Annotated in this window: 12 protein-coding genes and 1 pseudogene; 4 read left to right on the top strand and 9 right to left on the bottom strand. The window is 38.2% G+C overall.

The window, feature by feature from the left end; genetic code table 11:
* The first annotated feature begins 3 nt into the window (after positions 1-3).
* Complete coding sequence (locus tag J7R05_RS01175) at positions 4-4,716, top strand: NAD-glutamate dehydrogenase (RefSeq protein WP_208540838.1); 4,713 nt, start codon at positions 4-6, stop codon at positions 4,714-4,716.
* Between the two features lie 837 nt (positions 4,717-5,553).
* Here the strand turns inward: J7R05_RS01175 and J7R05_RS01170 are convergent.
* From J7R05_RS01170 to J7R05_RS01160, 3 genes are all read right to left on the bottom strand, one after another.
* The gene (locus tag J7R05_RS01170; RefSeq protein ID WP_208540984.1) at positions 5,554-6,279 is read right to left on the bottom strand and encodes a glutamine amidotransferase; all 726 of its coding nucleotides are present in this window, start codon (positions 6,277-6,279) and stop codon (positions 5,554-5,556) included.
* Positions 6,280-6,391: 112 nt separating this feature from the next.
* The gene (locus tag J7R05_RS01165) at positions 6,392-7,924 is read right to left on the bottom strand and encodes a heme biosynthesis protein HemY (protein WP_208540837.1); all 1,533 of its coding nucleotides are present in this window, start codon (positions 7,922-7,924) and stop codon (positions 6,392-6,394) included.
* A gap of 12 nt (positions 7,925-7,936) precedes the next feature.
* A complete protein-coding gene (locus J7R05_RS01160) occupies positions 7,937-9,130 on the bottom strand; it encodes a COG4223 family protein (protein WP_208540836.1) in 1,194 nt (397 codons plus the stop codon).
* A gap of 701 nt (positions 9,131-9,831) precedes the next feature.
* Here J7R05_RS01160 and tsaD point away from each other — a divergent pair.
* Entirely contained in the window at positions 9,832-10,926 is a 1,095-nt protein-coding gene (gene tsaD / locus J7R05_RS01155) for a tRNA (adenosine(37)-N6)-threonylcarbamoyltransferase complex transferase subunit TsaD (protein WP_208540835.1), read from the top strand.
* Positions 10,927-11,040: 114 nt separating this feature from the next.
* Complete coding sequence (locus tag J7R05_RS01150) at positions 11,041-11,475, top strand: EVE domain-containing protein (RefSeq protein WP_208540834.1); 435 nt, start codon at positions 11,041-11,043, stop codon at positions 11,473-11,475.
* Here J7R05_RS01150 and J7R05_RS01145 read toward each other — a convergent pair.
* Positions 11,467-12,030, bottom strand: a complete 564-nt coding sequence (locus tag J7R05_RS01145) for a L,D-transpeptidase family protein (protein ID WP_007476382.1) — start codon at positions 12,028-12,030, stop codon at positions 11,467-11,469. The two genes, J7R05_RS01150 and J7R05_RS01145, sit on opposite strands and share 9 nt — an antisense overlap.
* A gap of 67 nt (positions 12,031-12,097) precedes the next feature.
* Here J7R05_RS01145 and J7R05_RS01140 point away from each other — a divergent pair, with 67 nt between their 5' ends.
* The gene (locus J7R05_RS01140) at positions 12,098-12,781 is read left to right on the top strand and encodes a response regulator transcription factor (RefSeq protein WP_208540833.1); all 684 of its coding nucleotides are present in this window, start codon (positions 12,098-12,100) and stop codon (positions 12,779-12,781) included.
* A 42-nt stretch (positions 12,782-12,823) separates the two neighbouring features.
* Here J7R05_RS01140 and J7R05_RS01135 read toward each other — a convergent pair whose 3' ends face one another.
* From J7R05_RS01135 to argH, 5 genes and pseudogenes are all read right to left on the bottom strand, one after another.
* On the bottom strand, positions 12,824-13,585 hold the full coding sequence (locus tag J7R05_RS01135) for a class I SAM-dependent methyltransferase (RefSeq protein WP_208540832.1): 762 nt from the start codon (positions 13,583-13,585) through the stop codon (positions 12,824-12,826).
* Positions 13,586-13,852: 267 nt separating this feature from the next.
* The gene (locus tag J7R05_RS01130) at positions 13,853-16,282 is read right to left on the bottom strand and encodes a TIGR02302 family protein (protein WP_208540831.1); all 2,430 of its coding nucleotides are present in this window, start codon (positions 16,280-16,282) and stop codon (positions 13,853-13,855) included.
* Between the two features lie 114 nt (positions 16,283-16,396).
* Positions 16,397-17,671, bottom strand: a complete 1,275-nt coding sequence (lysA, locus tag J7R05_RS01125; RefSeq protein WP_208540830.1) for a diaminopimelate decarboxylase — start codon at positions 17,669-17,671, stop codon at positions 16,397-16,399.
* A gap of 8 nt (positions 17,672-17,679) precedes the next feature.
* Positions 17,680-17,859, bottom strand: coding sequence for a lipoprotein (locus J7R05_RS01120; protein ID WP_208540829.1), 180 nt, complete (start codon positions 17,857-17,859; stop codon positions 17,680-17,682).
* A 63-nt stretch (positions 17,860-17,922) separates the two neighbouring features.
* Positions 17,923-19,297 (bottom strand): annotated as a pseudogene (gene argH / locus J7R05_RS01115) (argininosuccinate lyase); the annotation flags it as partial.
* Positions 19,298-19,314: the final 17 nt, after the last annotated feature.

The raw sequence follows: 19,314 nt of genomic DNA, 5'->3' as shown, positions 1-19,314 counted from the left end.
ACTATGTCAAAACAAGAAGCATTAGATATCAAGAACAATCAAAAACAATTAGCAAAAATCCTTTTCGCCCATACTGATAAAGAAGATATTGCTTGTTATAAAAAAGATGAACTCGAAAAAGCTGCGGCTATTGCTTCTAAAGCGCTCAGCTTACATCAAGCAGGAAAAAGCACCATTTGCTTTGAACAAAAAGAGCTAACACGTAGCAGCAAGCCTATAACTGCTATCACACTTGTCAATGATAACAAACCTTTCCTACTTGATTCTGTTTTAAACGTCTTTAATCAACACGCAAACCACATTTATTTAATTGCGCATCCTGTTCTTGATTGCCCTTCTGGACAACGCATTAGCCTTATACAAATTCACATTGAAGCATTAAGCAAACAAAAGGCCAAAATACTTAAAGATGAACTCACTCTAGTTCTTGAACAAGTCAATGCCGCTGTGCAAGACTGGAAACCTATGCTGGAGGAACTTAAAAAGCATATCCACGCCTATCAAACAAACCTCCCACAAAATTACCAAAAAGAAGGTGAAAAAGCCATTGAATTTCTCAATTGGCTTACAGATAATAATTTTATTTTCCTTGGAATGCGTACTTATGACTTCATTAAAAATAAAGAACCCCAAAACAGTTTGAAAGCTGGCAATATTGAATTGGGTATTCTCACAGATGCCTCCATTCGCATTATTGGCGATACACACGTAGAAGAACGCCCCCAAGAAGTTTTATCTTTTATGGAAAGTAATGATCTTCTTATTGTGACAAAAGCCAATAGCCGCTCAAAAATTCACCGTCCCATTTGGTTAGATTATATTGGAATTAAAATTTTTGATAAAGAAGGGCGTATATGTGGGGAATTACGTATTGTAGGGTTGTTTACATCTTCTGCTTATACCCGCTCTGTTTTGCAAATTCCTTTCTTAAAAGAAAAAACACAAACCATTATTCAACGCCTTGGATATAATCAGGCTGACTATTCTGGAAAAGCACTTATTAACGTTTTAGAAACTTATCCAAGAGATGAAATGTTTCGCTCTGACGTTGATACATTAACAGAAAATGCCGAACTTATTTTGCAATTAGATGAACGTCCACGTTTACGCGTGCTTGCACATACTGATTCTTTTGGACGCTTTGTTTCCATACTTGTTTACGTCCCGCGTGATCAATACAGCAGTAATATTCCTGAAAAAATTGGCGCGTATTTTGTTGACACTTATGAAGGTGATTTTTTTGAATCTTACCCGCTCTTCCTAGAAAGCACACTCATTCGCATTCACTATATCATTCACCGCAAAGGAAACCACAGTGCTCCTGTTATTGAACGCACTATACTTGAACAACAAGTTCGCTCAATAACAAGAAACTGGGAAGATAATGTTCAAGCTGTGGCTCTTGCCCACAAAGCAACAGAACAACAAACCCTTCTAGCAAGCCAATTTCCAAACAGCTATCGTGATTTATTTTCAGCTGAAGATGCCATTGCAGATGCAGACCATATTTTAAGCCTTAACGATGAAAAGCCTCTTTTTGTCACTTTTTATCACACCCATCATAAAGAAAAACACAATATTTCTCTCAGACTTTTTCATCGCCACGAAGCACTTGCCCTTTCTATACGTGTCCCACTTCTTGAAAATATGGGCTTTCGTGTCATCGCTGAACAAACACTTGAGTTACCAGATGGGCATGGGAAATATGTGTATCTTCATGATATGCAACTGGAAAGTGCTTTCCAAACCTGTATTGATCTTAATGAAAATGGTCAAAAACACGCTGAAACCTTTGAAGCCATTTGGGCTAAAAATGCCGATGATGATGCCTTTAATGCCTTAACACAAACGGCCCAACTTGATTGGCGTGAAATCGTTATTTTGCGCCATTACGGACGCTATCTTCAACAAGCTGGAATTCCTTATTCACAAAAACGTGTCGCTCAAACTTTAAATGCTTATCCCGATATTACCAAGGATCTTTACGCTTTATTTCATTTGAAGTTTCATCCAAGCCACCAAGAGAAAGAACGCCAAAACAACGAACAAATCATTCAACAGCGTATCGAAGAAAAATTGCAGATGGTCCCCAATCTGGATGATGACCTCATTTTACGCCGCTATCGCAATCTCATCGCCGCAAGCTTACGAACCAATGCTTTTGTTCCTCTTCCAAATGGTAACCCACGGCGTATTTTGGCAACCAAGCTAGACCCACGCCAAATTGAAAGCTTACCTGAGCCACGCCCTTATCGAGAAATTTTTGTTTACGGACCAGAAGTAGAAGGGGTCCATTTGCGCTTTGGTCCTATTGCCCGTGGCGGCATTCGTTGGTCTGACCGCGCATTAGATTACCGTACTGAAGTATTAGATTTAGTCAAAGCCCAACAGGTTAAAAATGCAGTTATTGTTCCTGTGGGTGCAAAAGGTGGCTTCTATCCCCACCACCTTCCCCAAACCAACGACCGCGCTGTGGTGGTAGAAGCAGCACGACAAGCTTATATTCACTATATCACAGCTTTGCTTTCCATTACTGATAATCTCGTCAATGGCAAAATAAGTGCCCCCACAAATGTGATCCGCCATGATGGTGACGATCCTTATTTTGTTGTTGCGGCAGACAAAGGCACAGCAACTTTTTCCGATACTGCAAACGCAATCAGCCAAGCAGGTAACTTTTGGCTTGATGATGCTTTTGCTTCTGGAGGATCAGCAGGTTATGACCACAAAGTCATTGGAATCACGGCTAAAGGTGCATGGGAAGCTGTTAAAAGACATTTTCGGGAATTATTTGACCAGGACATTCAAACAACCCCCTTTAGTTGTGTCGGCGTTGGCGACATGTCGGGAGATGTCTTTGGTAATGGAATGTTATTGTCCAAACAAACAAAGCTTATCGCTGCTTTCGATCACCGCGATATTTTCATCGATCCACAACCCAATATAGCTGAAAGTTATACAGAACGTATGCGTCTGTTTCAACTCCCCCGCTCAAGTTGGCAAGACTATGACAAAGCGAAATTATCAAAAGGTGGTGGTATCTTTTCACGAGCAGCCAAAACCATTACTCTTTCTCCTGAAGCTGCACAAGCCATCGGTTTTGAGAAACAAACAGGAACACCCTTTGAAATTATTACAGCCATTTTAAAAGCTCCTGTTGATCTTTTATGGTTTGGTGGCATTGGTACCTATATACGTGCAATAACAGAAACCGATGCTCAAGTGGGCGACCGTGCTAATGACGCACTTCGCATTACCGGCGAACAAATACGCGCCAAAGTCATTGGTGAGGGGGCCAATCTTGGTCTTACCCAACGTGGTCGTATTGAATATGTCTTAAATGGTGGGCGGTGTAATACCGATGCCATTGACAATTCCGCAGGAGTTAATTGTTCCGATCTTGAAGTAAATATCAAAATTGTTCTTGCATCAGCAATGCGTGCTCAAATGCTTACGCGTAAAGAACGTGATACACTTTTAAAACAAATGACACCACAAGTTGAACAATTAGTTCTACGCAACAATTATCTGCAAACTCTTGCCCTTTCTTTGGCTGAAAGTCGTGGCATTATTGACCTGCCTTACCAAGCCCGCTTTATACATGATTTAGAACAGAAAAAACTGCTTGATCGCAGGGTTGAAATTCTGCCTGATGATCAAATTTTGCGCCAAAGAATGGCTCAAGGTCAAAGCCTTACACGCCCAGAATTGGCTGTTATTTTGGCTTATGCTAAATTAACACTGCAAGAAGAAATCATTAACAATTCCATTGTTGACAATCATTATTTTGATACAGCCTTGTTAAATTATTTTCCAATTCAACTCCAAAAAAGTTTTAAGAACGAAATTATTAACCACCAATTGCGTCGTGATATTGTTGCCACGCTCATTGCCAACGATATTGTTAATCGTGGAGGACCTACTTTTGTTAGTCGCCTGAAAGATAAAACGGGACAAAAGGCTGAAAATATTATTCGTGTTTTTATTGCTATTCGTGATGGATTTGAAATCCCTCAGCTTTCTGACCAGATTGATAATCTTGACAATAAAATACCCGGCCTTGTTCAAAATAAATTTTATGCAGCAATTACTTCAATGCTCTTTGAAACAACCAATTGGGGATTGCTCAATATCGATTTATCCGTACCACTAGAAGAACTTGTGACAACAATTCAACAAGCACGTAAAGCCATTGAAAAACAGCTTACACACTCCAACAATGAAGATATACATGAAAAAATTGCAGAAAAAGTAGCATTATATAGCGAAGAAGAAATACCAAACACTTTAGCAAAACAATTAGCTCTTCTTGAAGTTGCCCCAATGATTTGTGATATTTCTTTAATCGCAAAACAAAGCCAAAGCGACCTTATTAAAACTGCAAAAATCTATCTTTCATTGACTCAGATTATTCGCATAAACCGCATTAATGACGCCAGTCAAACAATTCCTGTTCTTGATTATTATGATGATATGGTCTTAAGCCAAGCTAAAGAAAATATTGCTGAAAATGTACGGCAAATTGTTATAAAAATCTTAAAAAACTACGGTGATAAAAATGATCCACTTGCAGCATGGATTAAAACCGAAGAAGATCAAATTTGCGATGTAACAAACCGAATTGGTGCACTTATTGAAAACGATCTTAATATTTCTCGCTTCATCTTTGCAGCCAACATGATTGCCCAGCTCAAAAATACTGCTTTCCAAACTTAAAGCGGTGTGCAAAGCAGCCAAGCTGAAAACAAGGGTTTACTCACCCCTGCATAACCTTAAAACGATAAATAAGCTGGCTGTTTGCAACTCTTCAAGCTATCAATTAAAAATAAAGCTTAAAAAAACGGGCTTATGTACAAGAAAACAAACACTTGTATAGTGGAGAAGGATTTTGCATGCAAAGAAACAGAAACTTAAATTTTGCTTGTCAAATATCCTTCATTATCGAAAGAAACAAGCTATTTACCTCAGATACTCCATCTGTATGAAAATCAATTGGTTATACTGAAAAAACATCTCTTCTCTACAAATACTGTTTTCCAATCAATTCTATCATCTACTATCGCATCTTCTTCCAAGAAATGAGGCATATCATTGAAACTTCACTCATAAAGCCCTATCAACTTTGAGAAGATTAACAAAATAAGAATGTCGTAAAAATAGAAAAATCAAAAGTAACATACCCTAATAAATTATTATCCTCAGGCTTAATTTAAAATACTATTATTATACTTTTTAGACCCAATAGATGCGAAATCTTGTTATCAGCATCACTGAAAAAAATATCTAAATTTCAAAATTTCCCCCTGTTGTCTTGCGCACAGATATTTCTTTAAACCTCTGATTTTTAAAAACAATGAAACGGTAGCAGTTTTCCAAGCACTTCAACTATAAGTCTCTCTCCCTTCCCTTCATCATAAAAGGCCTGTTTTGAAGAGCAAAATGCGTCAATATAGCATCAAAAAGCTCTTATTTTGATATTCATAATAGAATACCAACAAAACGAAAATTTTTTTCAAAGATTATTTTCAAAATAAACATAATTTTTAAATTTATTTAAATGGCAGGAACACCAAAAATTTGTTGCAATGCATTTTTAAACCACTGGCGCAAAACTTTGTCATACATTAAGCGGCCTTGTAAATGTGCATAGGCAGGTTGGGCACCTTTTTTAGTCAATTTTTTAGCTGAACGCACGACCCAATGCTGCATCATAGCCCGTGTTAATTCAGCATGAAATTGCAAACCCCACGCATTATTTCCATAACGAAAAGCTTGTACAGGGTATGTTTGACCACTTGCTAAAAGAACTGCCTCTTTAGGTAAATCATAAATACCTTCATCATGAAAATGATAAACCATTTCAGGCCAATCCATAATCGCTCTACCTTGAGGTGTTGCTTCTAGTGGATACCAACCAACTTCAACAATTTTATCACTTCTAGCACAAACACGTCCACCAAGATTTTGCGCTAACATTTGTGCTCCAAGACAAATACCTAAAAAAGGTTTATTCTCTTTCATGGATAAAGAAATCCAATTAATTTCTTCACGAATATATGCTTCCCCGTCATTGACACTCATCGGGCCACCTAAAATGACAACACCTGCGTAATGTTCCAATGTATCGGGAAGCTTTTGTCCTGCAATAGGGCAATAAGCATCAAGAACAAAACCATTTTGTTGCAGAAATTGTCCCAAGCGGCCAATGCATGGAGATTGACGATGTAAAACCACTGCAATTCTTGGCTTTTTATTTTTCTGTTTTTTACCAAGATCCATTTTTGCCAAAAATTTCTTTTTAGTTATTATTGCAGCAATATAGTTTAGTTACGTGCTTCTAAAGCACAAGAAAATGATTTTTGTCAACAAAGTTTACTTTAAACTTTTCTCTTTAAAATAATTGAAATTTCTTTTTTGATGTAGAAACCTTTTTTTTCGTTGTTTTAATGTTTGAGTCATCAACATCTAAATGGATCTGATTGAGTGTTTCTTCATCCTGCTTGTTTGTGTAAACCTCAAAGGGGCTATCATTTTCTTTAGGTGGACATTTGCTTAAAAGATTATCCTTAAAAGCTATTTCAGTAACACTTTGTTTGTCTTCTTTTTTCAGTACAATGTCATCAGCTTCTAATGTCAAAGGAAACCGACGAGGAGGCGCCTTCCATTCAAAACAGCCCAATCGCCCACTTATTGGAGAAACCGCTGACCAAGAAGAAAAAAGAGTATCATCACAAATCCATGTTGGATCACGTTCTGCATTGCGTGCTAAAGAGAGCCACTGATGCACTAACCCCTGATCATTTCCTTGTACCTCTTCAATATCTGCTAGTAATAAATACACACTTTCACGGGGGTGATAATTTAGTGCTTTTTTTGCTTGTTCTCTTGCTAATATTAACTCACCTGCATCTAAAGCAGCTTTAGCAATAAGAAAGGCTGATTCAAAAGTGTTTTTATTATAAGAAGCCAGTTTTTTAGCTTTTTTCAAACGTCCAACAGCTCTTTCTTCTCTCCCAAGATAAAGTGCTCCAAAATCAGGATGAGGATCCTTCTTCCAAGCTTCAATGATTATTTTATCAGCCTTGCGGGTTTCATTTAATTTATAAAGAATACCAGCTGTTATAACCGTTATCGGTCCAAAATCAGGTACCAACTTATGTGCTTTTAAAATAGCACTACGTGCTTTTACAGGATGGATTTTAAAGACATGAAGCGCCTTTCCACTTAGTAACAGAGCATGGGTATGATTGCGTTCTGCAGTCAAACGGGCAGAGCGTGGTAAAGCTTTTTGCACTTTTTCAAAAACATCCAGTGCTTCATCCCATTGCCCCTCAGCACTCAATCGATCAAGCACAGCCTGATGAGCCCACACAAGTGATGGTGATAAAGTAAACGCCTCTTGTGCATAGTGCTGTGCTGCTTCATAAGTTTTTGTATCCATAGCCTCACGAAACAAACCATAAAGCCCTGCAAGTTTTGTTGATTTCTTTTGTCTCATCTCCTCATAGAGGTGAATGGCGCGAATAGAATCTTTTTGCAAAACCAGAGTTTGAGCTTGTAAAAGTTTTATCAACGGTTCACAATTTTCTTCAAGATACTTTAACGCCTGTGTCTCCATTTTTTGCGCTGTTAGATGGTCACCAATAAAGGCTGCAAGAAGGCCCTGTGAAAGGGCTTCACGACCACGTCTTTGACGGCGTGTATAAAAATAATTGTAGAAAGCCCCAGGTGCAAAACAAACAACATACAAAAGTCCCCATAAAATCCCTAAAAATACAATAAATGTACTTAAAAAAGTTAACAATGAAATAGATAATCGCGTGTGCATAAATGTTATGGTCACAACACTATTATGGCTAACAACCCATCCAAAAGCTGCTCCAAGAACACAAACAACAAAAATATAAATAAAAACACGTATCATTCTTGGCTCCATTTACATTTTTATAGCCTTAGAAGATCCTTGTTGCACAAAAATCAGTAATTGCTGAAAAACACGTTGAACAGTTAAATGCCGTTTTAACTGCTGCATAAAATCTACCGAAATATCCTGAGCACTTTGGGGTAATGTTTGCCACTCTGCTAAAGCCTTTTCGTAATCTCCAACTTGAATGGCCATTTCCATCCGCGCTACAATCGCACCTATTGTCACACCTTCCACACTTCCAACTGGCCGTAAAACAAATAAACTCTTTATCCAGGCCCAAATTTGTGCAAAAAAACCAGCATCTGGTGCAACAATATTTTGTTGCCCAACAATCGTATCTGCAATACTAGAAAAATCAGCCGCAAGCTTAGCAGGGCTTGGAAGACCTGTATTTGCTGTTTCTTGCAAAAGATCAAGCCCAGAAACTGAAGGTGAAAAACGCTGTATTATTTCCAATTCATTGGCATAAGGTTTACCCTGATCGACGGCATTTTTTAAGGCATTAATCGCCATTAAAAATTCAGGGTCTATTCCCCCTCTTATATCATTCTTAGCGGCAATTTCTTCTCGTAGAGTGTCTATTTGTTGCTTTAACGCAGCAAAATCATTTGTATTGCCCTGCTCAGCTAATAAAGCTTCATGAATAGCGTGTGAGATTGCAACTAAATTTTGTATATTCTCTTCAAGAACATTGACCTTTTTCTCTAAAGCCGCAAAAATTTCCTTATTTTCTTCTTGTGATGCCTCACCCCTTTGAAAAGACTTATCACCTTGTGATGAAAAAATAGAAAAAGCTGTCTTTAATGCATCAAGTTCTTGAATAATATGATGCAATTGCCGCGTTGTTTCTTCAGCTTGGCTTTTTGCAATTTCAGCAATCTGTAAAGCTTGTTCTTCTCTAATATGCTCGCTTCTCAAAAAAGGAGAAGGAGAAAGAAAACCCGCCCATTGCATTCCTATCCAAAAACTTAAGGTGATAAAACTGCCAACAATTACTAAAATCAACGAATGAAACCAAGCAATAGCAGATACTTTCCTTTCCTTTGCTTTTTGTGTACTTTGTGTTTCTTTTGTCATTGATTCTGCCGAATTTTGTGTTTCTTGCTCTAAATCATAATCTATCACATCACACTCAATTACAGATGTTTCACGGTTAGTATCAGTATAATGTGGTTTTGCTTTGGGTTTTGAAAATTTTGCCATAAACGCCTCTTTTCTCCCGCTCATTTTATTATAAAATAATAAAATGAAAGAAACTTTAAAAAGCTAACCGTTAATTGAATATCTCGCTTTTTAAGTATTTTTACTCAATTCCTCTTAACTCACAAGCCAGACATTTCAATTAAACCAAATATTTTAATAGCCTATCCTCCCTCAAGTACACTTAATATTTTAGAGAAAAAATCTTGGAAGTACATCAAAATTGATGTTAAAAAAAATCTTAAAAATTGTTGATCATAAACAGTAAATGCAACAACAGCCAATGGCAGTTACTCATTGTCAAAGTAGCCACTCACTGTCAAAAAATTACAAAACACATCAATTTTGGAATAAATACATCAAGTGTACTAAAAACCTATAAAAATCTAATTGTAAAAAATTTTCCAGGTTTAACGCTGCCAACCTCTCACACTTACATCATATGGCTTGACTACAAAAATTCCCAAGAATTGGTCAACAAACATAACTGACCATATTTTTAAAATGCATCCTATACTAAACATTCTACTTTTTTATTGAATTTTCAAATGGAGGAATAATCCATCACTGACTATACACCCCATAGATCATATCCAGATGCATTGCCTCTCATATACCTTATATTTTAAGAGAACTCTTTGCATCCCTCTTGATCCGTGATACCCACTACATGAAAAAATCTTTCAACATAAGGTTATCCCGCAATGCGTCTATTGGGAATAGAAACAAGCTGTGATGAAACTGCTGCTGCTATTATTGAGCACAACAGTAATGGAAAAAGTTGTATTCTTTCCAATATCGTTTGGAGCCAAATTGAACATCATGCACCTTATGGTGGTGTTGTTCCCGAAATTGCTGCGCGTGCTCATGTTGAAATTCTTGATAGCTTGATTCTTAAAGCACTTACACAAGCTAATATAAAGTTGAAAGATATTGACGCTATTGCAGCCACAAGTGGCCCTGGTCTAATTGGAGGGCTTTTAGTGGGACTTATGAGTGCAAAAGCACTAGCTCTTGCTACCGGAAAACCTTTTATTGCTGTCAATCATTTAGAAGGGCATGCTTTAACAGCACTCATGACTCATGATATAAACTTTCCCTATTTATTGCTCCTAGTCTCAGGCGGTCATACACAAACCATTCTTGTCCACGGGATAGGAAATTACCAACGCTTAGGAACAACCATTGATGATGCCTTGGGAGAAGCCTTTGATAAAACTGCAAATCTTTTAGGTCTTCCTTACCCTGGTGGTCCAGCTCTTGAAAAAGCAGCGCTATTAGGAGATAAAAATCGTATCTCTCTCCCACGACCTTTAAAGGGTGAAAAACGGTTAGATTTTTCTTTTTCCGGCCTAAAAACTGCTGTTCGCAAAGCCGCAACAACAATGGCTCCTTTAACACAGCGTGATATTGCTGACATCGCTGCAAGTTTTCAAGCAGCAGTCATTGATACATTGCAAGATCGTGTTAGTTTAGCTTTGCAATATTTTACCCACCACTATCCCCTTGCTCATCAGAAAGAATATCGCCCCCCTGCTTTAGTTGTTGCAGGCGGAGTATCAGCCAATCAAGCCATTCGTTTAAGTTTGCAAGAGCTGGCTTGCCAACATGGTTTTGAATTTATTGCTCCTCCTCCTTCTTTGTGCACAGACAATGCCGCAATGATTGCTTTTGCCGGTGCAAAACGCATAGAACAGGGGCAAACAAGCTCTCTTGATATTGCCCCTCGCTCACGCTGGCCGTTGGATGAAAAAGCACCCCCCTTAATCGGTACAGGACGGCGAGGAGCAAAAGTATGAGAATATAAAATCCCTATGGCTAAAATCTTTCCAACACTTATTTTTTATAAAATTAAACGCAAAAACCAAACACAGTGCAATACAAAAAACTCAGTTCATAAAAAAGGAGGCTAAATGGCTTATTGGCTTTTTAAATCTGAACCTCAAAAATGGTCATGGGCCATGCAAAAGCAAAAAGGCGCACACGGCGAACAATGGGATGGTGTACGCAACTATCAAGCGCGCAATAATATGCGTGCCATGAAATATGGTGATAAAGGATTCTTTTATCATTCCAACAAAGGGTTAGAAATAGTAGGCATTGTAGAAGTATGTGCACAAGCACATCCTGATTCGACAACTTCTGATCCACGCTGGGAATGCGTAGATATTCGTGCCCTTTGTGATATGCCAACCCCTGTTTCATTAAAACAAATCAAAGCTAATCCAAAATTAAAAAACATGGCACTGGTTAAAACCATGCGCTTATCAGTACAACCTGTCACAGAAGATGAGTGGAAAGAAGTTTGCTCTATGGGTGGGCTTAAACCAGAAATGCTTTTAACCTAAAACAACAATTCTTGTCCGCCAATTAATATAGGGTAAAAGACGTTCCATATCACGGCGGGAAAGTGCAATACATCCTTCTGTTGGGGCATAATTGTCCCGTGCTAAATGCATAAAAATAGCACTTCCTCTTTCCATTTTGCGCTGTGTGCTATTCCAATCTAGAATAAGGCCAATCGCATAAAGACCATCTTCACGGTGCATTTTTTCAGCACTTTTAGGGTAAGGAAGGCGTACCAAACGATTATAATTAGCATCACCACTAGCATCACACCAACCATCTTGTGCGCGAATACGATGAAATGGCAAAACTGAACGTGGAAAAGGACGATAAAAATTATCGCGAAATCCTCCCAAACAACGCATATTTGCCAAAGGCGTAGCACCATCACCTTCGCGCTTATAAGGGGAAATACCGCCTCGCCCTAAAGCACAAAAAAAACGATGCTGACCAGCACAAAGAATACCCCGTGTATGGACACCTGCTTGTCGACGGATGACCATAAAAGCAACAAAAGTTTGTTTTTTATAGCATTTCTTTTTTAATTCTACTTGCATAAGATTTTATTTTCATGAAATTACTTTCCACAAAGTATAGCGCACATAGGCTTTATAAGGAAAAAAAATGAACAGCTACACCCTTTTAATTGTTGAGGAAGAGGATGACTTGCGCTCTATTCTACTAGAACAATTGCAAATCCATGAAGAATTTGAAGTGCTCCAAGCAAAAACAGCCAAAGAAGGAATCGCAATAGCTCATAAAGAAAAAATCGATCTTGCTGTTTTTGATATTAAACTGCCTGATCTAGATGGTCGTGAAGCTGTTAAAAAATTACGCGATCAAAAATTTCGTGCTCCCATTATTATGATAACTGATCATGACACAGATTGTGATACTTTTTTAAACCTCGAAGCAGGTGCCAATGACTATGTAACAAAACCCTTTCGTTTTGCAGTATTGTTAGCGCGTATTCGAACTCAATTACATCAATACGAACACCATGAAGATGCAACTTTTCGCATTGGTTCTTACACTTTTAAACCTGGGCAAAAACTTCTGATTGATTGCCATGGCAATAAAATCCGCCTTACCGAAAAAGAAGCGGCAATTCTTAAATATCTTTATAACACACGTAACAAAGTTGTAAGCCGCGAAACATTGCTGGAACATATTTGGGGCTACAATAAAAACATTGTGACCCACACATTAGAAACCCATATTTATCGTTTACGCAAAAAAATTGAAAAAGACCCCTCTAATGCTCAGATCCTCATTACAGATCAAAACGGCTATCGCCTTAATCTTTGAATTTTATGAGCAATGATTACCTTTAAAATAATTCTGACATCATCAATTTTTCTCTGAAACAAAATCAGATCCAGACAAAGTATATCTCTCGCGAGCCTGTGGTGATAATGTAGGAATGAACACACGTCGTGATTGGCGGCGTTGTATACTTATGCCTTGATAAATATGTTTGTGCGCCTGACACATTAAAAGCCCACCAAAATAAGGAAAAAGGTGGCGTACAAATGGTTTATAGAAAAACGAAAACAACCGCGCTGTATAATTTAAGGAAGGTGTATAATGTACAATTTCTTGCACAGGTCCGGGTATAAAATTTGTTTCCTCAAATAAACGAACAATTTGTTGGCGACTATAAGGTTCACCATAACCAAAAGGTGTACGATCATTGCATGCCCAAAAACCGCTGCGATTGGGAACAATAACAATCAAATGACCATTAGGTGCCAAAACACGCCATATTTCTTTAAGAGTTTCGCGTGAATTTTCTGTATATTCAAGTGCATGTACCAATAAAACACAATCAATCGAAGCATCAGGAAGAGGTAAATCTTCTTCAAAAACAAGTGCTGTAGCAACCCTATCAGCACAAGGCCAAGGTAAAGCACCCTGACTAGCGGGCATAAAAGCAAAACAGTGTTGTGCACGTGTACACAACACAGAAAGGTAAGGAACTGCATAACCAAAGCCCATTACTCGCTTATCAGCAAGATTTGGCCAATAGAAATTCAATTGGTCACAAATCGTTGTTTGCACCCGAAGACCAAGTGCAGAAGCATAAAAATCTTTGAGTGTAACTATATCCAATTTACATTACCATGTAGAAACAAATATCAAACGTTGCAGCCCTTTATAATCAACTTATATGGGTTTGCACCCCTTCCCCTCAAGAGCAAAATCTTCACCTTCCACTTTTAACCAAAATAATTGAAAAACAAAGTAACATAAGTAAAATACACCACGGTATTATCACTTCATCAAAAGCACGGTTACTTTGCTGTATTCTTTATTTTGAACGCATCTTACTTTATAAAAATTTTTAATGCGCTTTTTCTAATATTGATTTACATTTGACTAACGAAAGTGAAGCAATCTTTCAAGATAGCTTTTTTCTGCCTCAGGAATACGACCATTATTAAGGCGTTTGCGAATTTCTTTCAAAATCTGTCGTGCACGCATTTGATCATTTTTCTGTGTTCCCCCCAAACTTTCTTGATCTTGACCTGTCTGTGAAGAAAGCGGACGTCCTAATGGATCTTGAGGGCCATGAGCATCATTGTGATTATTTCCTTCTTTTTTCAATATCTCACGCATTTCTTGTAGAACACTTTGCGCGCCTTGTCGCAAGGATTCTAAAGCCTCTGACTGATTTTGCATTGACGTTTCATAGTCCCCATTATCAAGAGCGGTCTTTGCTAAGTTCATTTTCTTTTCTGCCTCTTTCAACGCATCATTTTGTTTAAGACCTTGTGCTGAGAGTCTTTTTTCTAATTCTGATAACTCAGACTGTAATTCAATCAGACGATCTTCCAAAGCTTTGCTTTGCTTTTCCCCATTGCTTGTGACATCTTTTTCATCATAACGTTGTTTTTTTTCTAAATGGTGCGTATCATTAAGAATTTCCTGCTGTCGACGCATCAAATCACCAAGTTGATCTAGCTTTTTTTTCATTTGTGTTTCTTGATGATCATTTTCCTCTTTAGCTTGATTGCTTTTTCGATTCTGCAAATGATCAAGTGTTTGCTCAATTTCAGCTAAAAGCTGTTCAGCTGCAGAAGAAGAACCCAACTTAGCCATTTCTTCAATCGAATCTAACTTTTGGGATAATGAATCCTCAGAAAGTGTAGTCTTACGCTCATTGCCATCTTTTGATTTTTTTTCAGGCAAAGCACTAATATAATCATTCACAGCTTGGCGTAAATTTGCCATCAGTCGCTCAATTTCCTCACTTGAAGTGCCATGGCGCAATGCATCACGCAAAGCAGCCTGTGCTTGTTTTAATCTTTGCTGAGCAGACTCGAACTGATCACCTTCAATACCTAAAGCAATTTGCCATAAATAATGAACCACATCACGCAATTGATCATCTGTTTTTGCAGCAGAAAGCCTTATCCATGCACTCTGCAATGCTAAGAAATGTGTCACATTTTGAAGACCATCTTCCGGGCGCACAAGCAAAGCAGAAAGCATATCAAGTACACGTTCTTGTGCATGTGCATCAAGTGCCAACAAACGACGCTGCTCATCTACTGCACGGGCAATAGGGTTAGCAAAAATACGCTGTGGTAACATCATAATAAAAGTTTTGCTACGCCCTTGCTGACCAGCCCCATCTTCTGCTACCAAAGTGATTTTAACCTCGCTACCAGCCCATGGATGACCAGATATATCTTGGACTGTTCGCATTTTACCTTTTCCACCACGCGCTAAAAGAAGCTTTATCTCAGGCGCTTTATAAAGAGGAGAAGCATTTTTATTCTGATCAAGAAGAGGTTCTATTGCAACAAAAGCCTTTGTTACACCATAATCATCATCCATTTCATAGCGTAACTCTAATGAACCAGCCAAAATCCTCTCTGGTTTTGCAAGCCAATGAATCGTCGGCCCTTTATCCTTAATCATGTGCAAATGCCATTGTTGTTGCCTATGACGCGATGACATAGACAAATGCATTGAACGATCTAAACGTGTTTCAAAACGAGTCATTGGATCATTTAAAGCCGTTTGTTCACTTTTTTCAGAAAGTAAAATTTTGTGTCCACCGTCTTCAGATACAGCCTTAACCTTAACACCAGCGCCATTAACAACGCGCACAACGACATCACTACCTTCAGGAACAGTAAGCTTTGTTGTCTCACCTTGTGTTAAATAAATAGGTGCAATACCTGTGTAAGCAGGTGGTGTTACCCAAGCATCAATACGTATTGATGATTCATCAATCACAGGGCGTAGATCAAACGCATCGGATAAACGCCCCCCAGATGAGCCAAAAGAAAAACTAAAAGCACACACACACAACAAAATAAATAGTGCCCTAAGAGCTATAGGGTCATAGGCAGCACTATTGGGGTAAGCAAATCCGATTTGAACATGATGCAACTGTTCTGCCATGCGGCGTTGATGTTCACGCCAAATAACTACACTAGAACCATCATTATCTTCAACACACAAACGATCTTTTTGAACACTTAAAGGCTGGTTTTTAAACCCATTTGTCTGTTCAATATAACAATCAACATCCCTTACTGTGGGAAAGCGAAAGCCAAACAGCAGAAACAAACTTCCCAAAATAGCAAAAAGTACAAGCCAAAGAAAAAATAAATGCCACCAATAACTTAAGAGATTAAAAACACCAAACCAACTAAGTGAACATAAAAGACTTAACGCTAAAAAAAATGGCAACAGTCGCGGCCATATCCGCTCAAAAAATAAGAAACACCAAGCGAGAAGGCGCGCAAATAAAAGCCTTATTTTCAGAAAACCTTTGATGTTTTCATCTTTCATAGACAATCATTTGTCCTTTTTATAATAAGTTTAAGAATCATAAGACCTATACAAAATAATTTGTACCATATAAATCGTTCCATAAAAGTTTATTGGAAACAATGTCAAAGACATTTAAAAATTCTCAACCCAATCTGGAATATGATCAAAACCAATCAATTGCGCATAATCAAGACGTGGGCGAATAACAGCATAACGCGTATCTTGAACTAAAACCTCTGGTGCCAAAAGTCGGCTATTATAGGTATTTGCCATCACCGCACCATAAGCGCCCGCTCCAGTAATTGCCAAAAGATCACCCGCCTCTAACACTGGCAGATAACGATCCAATGCCAAATAATCACCAGTTTCACAAACAGGGCCAACAATATCTGCATTGATCATCTCACCATTTAATGGTGTTTTTTTCACTGGTATCACATCATGCCAAGCATCATAAAGTGTTGGACGCATAAAATCATTCATTGCTGCATCAACAATAACAAAACTGCGCCCCTTTCCTCTTTTGAAATACACAACAGATGTTACCAACACACCAGCATTGCCTACAATACTGCGCCCAGGCTCTAAAATTACGGTAATCCCTAAAGGTGCAATATGTTTCTTTACCAGTGCAGCATAATCAAAAGGAGAAGGCACTAAATACGACTCACGACCATAAGAAACCCCAAGCCCACCTCCAATATCTAAATGGGTTATGGCATAACCATCATTGCGTAAGTGGCGCACAAAATCTGCAGCAATTATAAACGCCTCTTCAAATGGTTTTAAATCACAAATCTGGCTACCAATATGCATAGCCACACCACACACTTGAAGACCAGGCAATTGCGTTGCTTTTTTATACGCATCATATGCCAATACCAATGGAATACCAAATTTATTTTCAGACTTACCAGTTGTAATTTTCTGATGGGTCTTCGCATCTACATCTGGAGTAATACGCAACGAAACGCGTGCATTTTTTGAAAGTGCAACAGCCCGTGCTGATAATTGTTCAAGTTCCTGCTCTGATTCGACATTAAAACAGCAAATATCATGTGCAAGAGCAAAATCTATCTCTCTAACCGTTTTACCAACCCCAGCATAAACAATACGATGCGCAGGAATACCAACAGCTAAAGCGCGTCGTAATTCACCTTCTGACACCACATCAGCGCCCGCCCCACCGCGTGCTAAAAGCCGTAAAATAGCCTGATTGGAATTTGCTTTAACCGCATAAGCAATAAGGCTAGGTATATCATGAAATGCATTTTGATAGTCTTGAAAATGAGTAACAAGTGCATTGGCTGAATAACAATAAAAAGGTGTTCCAACTTTATCTGCAAGTGTAGAAAGTAAAAGACCTTCAGCATAAAGCATGTCTTGATGATAAGGGAAAAAACGCATAAAAACCTCTATTGTATCAATCGATCGAGAATAAAAGGTTTATCCGTCTTTCTTTCAGAAACAAAAGCTCCTTGCGAAGGCTCCATCGTTGTTAAAGAAGGTAATTCTAATGCCCCTTTACGCCCGCACCCAACTATAACAACATTAAAAAAAAGGACAATTATTAAATTCTTTAAAATAGTTCCCATACGCCTTTTTCTTCTTATATTGATATTTTTCTGCATCTTTTTTGTATTTATAATAAAATCTATTCACGCACTCACAAGATGCCTTTTCCAATAGGCAATTTGGCGAAGTACTTCTAAAGGCCCTGTTCTACCAAAAATTTTACGACTTTCAACTGATTTTTCAACTGTTAAAACATCAAAAACAGCTGCATTTATATCAGGATAGATCGTTGAAATTCAGCCAATGACAAATTATTAAGACGACATTTCTCTTTTTCTGCCAATGTCACAATGCATCCAGTAATATGATGAGCCTCACGAAAGAAAAGCCCCAATTTGCGTACAAGCCAATCAACTAGATCTGTTTCTATCGCATAACCAGAATCTGCTGCTTATTTCATAACTTTTTTATTTACTTCCAAATCACCAATGATCCCCGTCATTGCTGCCAGCCAATAATTCCAAAACCAAAGCCCCATCAAAAACATAAGTTTTATCTTCCTGCATATTCAATAAGCGAGAGGTAGTCTCTTCATTACTGTTAAAAATCCAATAAACGCGCCACTCAACCGTCCCGATCTGGCCCGTATAAGCTCAGCAGCATCAAAATTTCTCTTTTGTAGCATAATAGATGAACCTATTAAAAAAGCATCTGATAAATGAATAAACTGAAATTGTGCCCTCGACTACAGAATAATCTCTTCTGCTAAGACATTAAAAGATACATTGCACAGAGCGCACCAGCGTGTTTAAAAATTCCAACGCAAAATCACGATCTGAAACACTATCTATTAGAATTGCGCGTCGGTTCACGAAACCCCAGTAGCTTGTGCTGTCATAAAGCAAGAGATCGATTGAAAAGCCTGTTCTCGCCAATGCACAAGCGCCCCTAGAGGCGACTCATTCATTCGCTCAAACGCATCAACGCATATGTGATAAATCCCGGCTAAATATTTTCAACATAAACCATCATATAATGACCAAACGTTACTGGGTGGGCAGTTTTTAAATGTGTAAAACTGGCATAAAAGTATCGACATACTATTTTACTCGAATAAGCAATTGTTCTACGAGCTCTTTTATACTTGTGCTATTTTTTGCGTTTCGTCACGCACCCATAAACGAAAATCAACTGCAACCTGATCATTACGTGAACACGCTGTGTGCAAACGGCCTGCTACAAGACCAATCAATTGGCTCAAACCGCGCCTTAATATTCATATGAATATCTTCAAACTCTCACGAAAAAGTAAATGTGCCTTCTTCAATTTTTTGACGAATAAGCTTTAAACTATGCATAATTTTTCATAATCAGAGTGTGAAATAATTTTTGTTTGTGCTAACGTTGCCACATGAGAAAGTGAACCTTCAATATCTTGCCAATAAAGTTTTTGATCACAATTAATGGAAGCATTAATATCTTCATAACCGCAGCAGGGCCTTGTGCAAAACGGCCACCCTACATCTATCTCAATT

The organism is Bartonella capreoli (assembly GCF_902813205.1).
Lineage (GTDB): Bacteria > Pseudomonadota > Alphaproteobacteria > Rhizobiales > Rhizobiaceae > Bartonella > Bartonella schoenbuchensis.
The sequence above is the reverse complement of the archived record's forward strand: the minus strand, read 5'-3'. Positions and strand labels throughout refer to the sequence as shown.

What these genes read in the sequence shown, in the direction of transcription:
- J7R05_RS01175 (WP_208540838.1), top strand. Translation starts at nt 4, where the DNA reads ATGTCAAAACAAGAAGCATTAGATATCAAGAACAATCAAAAACAATTA.
- J7R05_RS01170 (WP_208540984.1), bottom strand. Translation starts at nt 6,279, where the DNA reads ATGGATCTTGGTAAAAAACAGAAAAATAAAAAGCCAAGAATTGCAGTG.
- J7R05_RS01165 (WP_208540837.1), bottom strand. Translation starts at nt 7,924, where the DNA reads ATGATACGTGTTTTTATTTATATTTTTGTTGTTTGTGTTCTTGGAGCA.
- J7R05_RS01160 (WP_208540836.1), bottom strand. Translation starts at nt 9,130, where the DNA reads ATGGCAAAATTTTCAAAACCCAAAGCAAAACCACATTATACTGATACT.
- tsaD (WP_208540835.1), top strand. Translation starts at nt 9,832, where the DNA reads ATGCGTCTATTGGGAATAGAAACAAGCTGTGATGAAACTGCTGCTGCT.
- J7R05_RS01150 (WP_208540834.1), top strand. Translation starts at nt 11,041, where the DNA reads ATGGCTTATTGGCTTTTTAAATCTGAACCTCAAAAATGGTCATGGGCC.
- J7R05_RS01145 (WP_007476382.1), bottom strand. Translation starts at nt 12,030, where the DNA reads ATGCAAGTAGAATTAAAAAAGAAATGCTATAAAAAACAAACTTTTGTT.
- J7R05_RS01140 (WP_208540833.1), top strand. Translation starts at nt 12,098, where the DNA reads ATGAACAGCTACACCCTTTTAATTGTTGAGGAAGAGGATGACTTGCGC.
- J7R05_RS01130 (WP_208540831.1), bottom strand. Translation starts at nt 16,282, where the DNA reads ATGAAAGATGAAAACATCAAAGGTTTTCTGAAAATAAGGCTTTTATTT.
- lysA (WP_208540830.1), bottom strand. Translation starts at nt 17,671, where the DNA reads ATGCGTTTTTTCCCTTATCATCAAGACATGCTTTATGCTGAAGGTCTT.
- J7R05_RS01120 (WP_208540829.1), bottom strand. Translation starts at nt 17,859, where the DNA reads ATGGGAACTATTTTAAAGAATTTAATAATTGTCCTTTTTTTTAATGTT.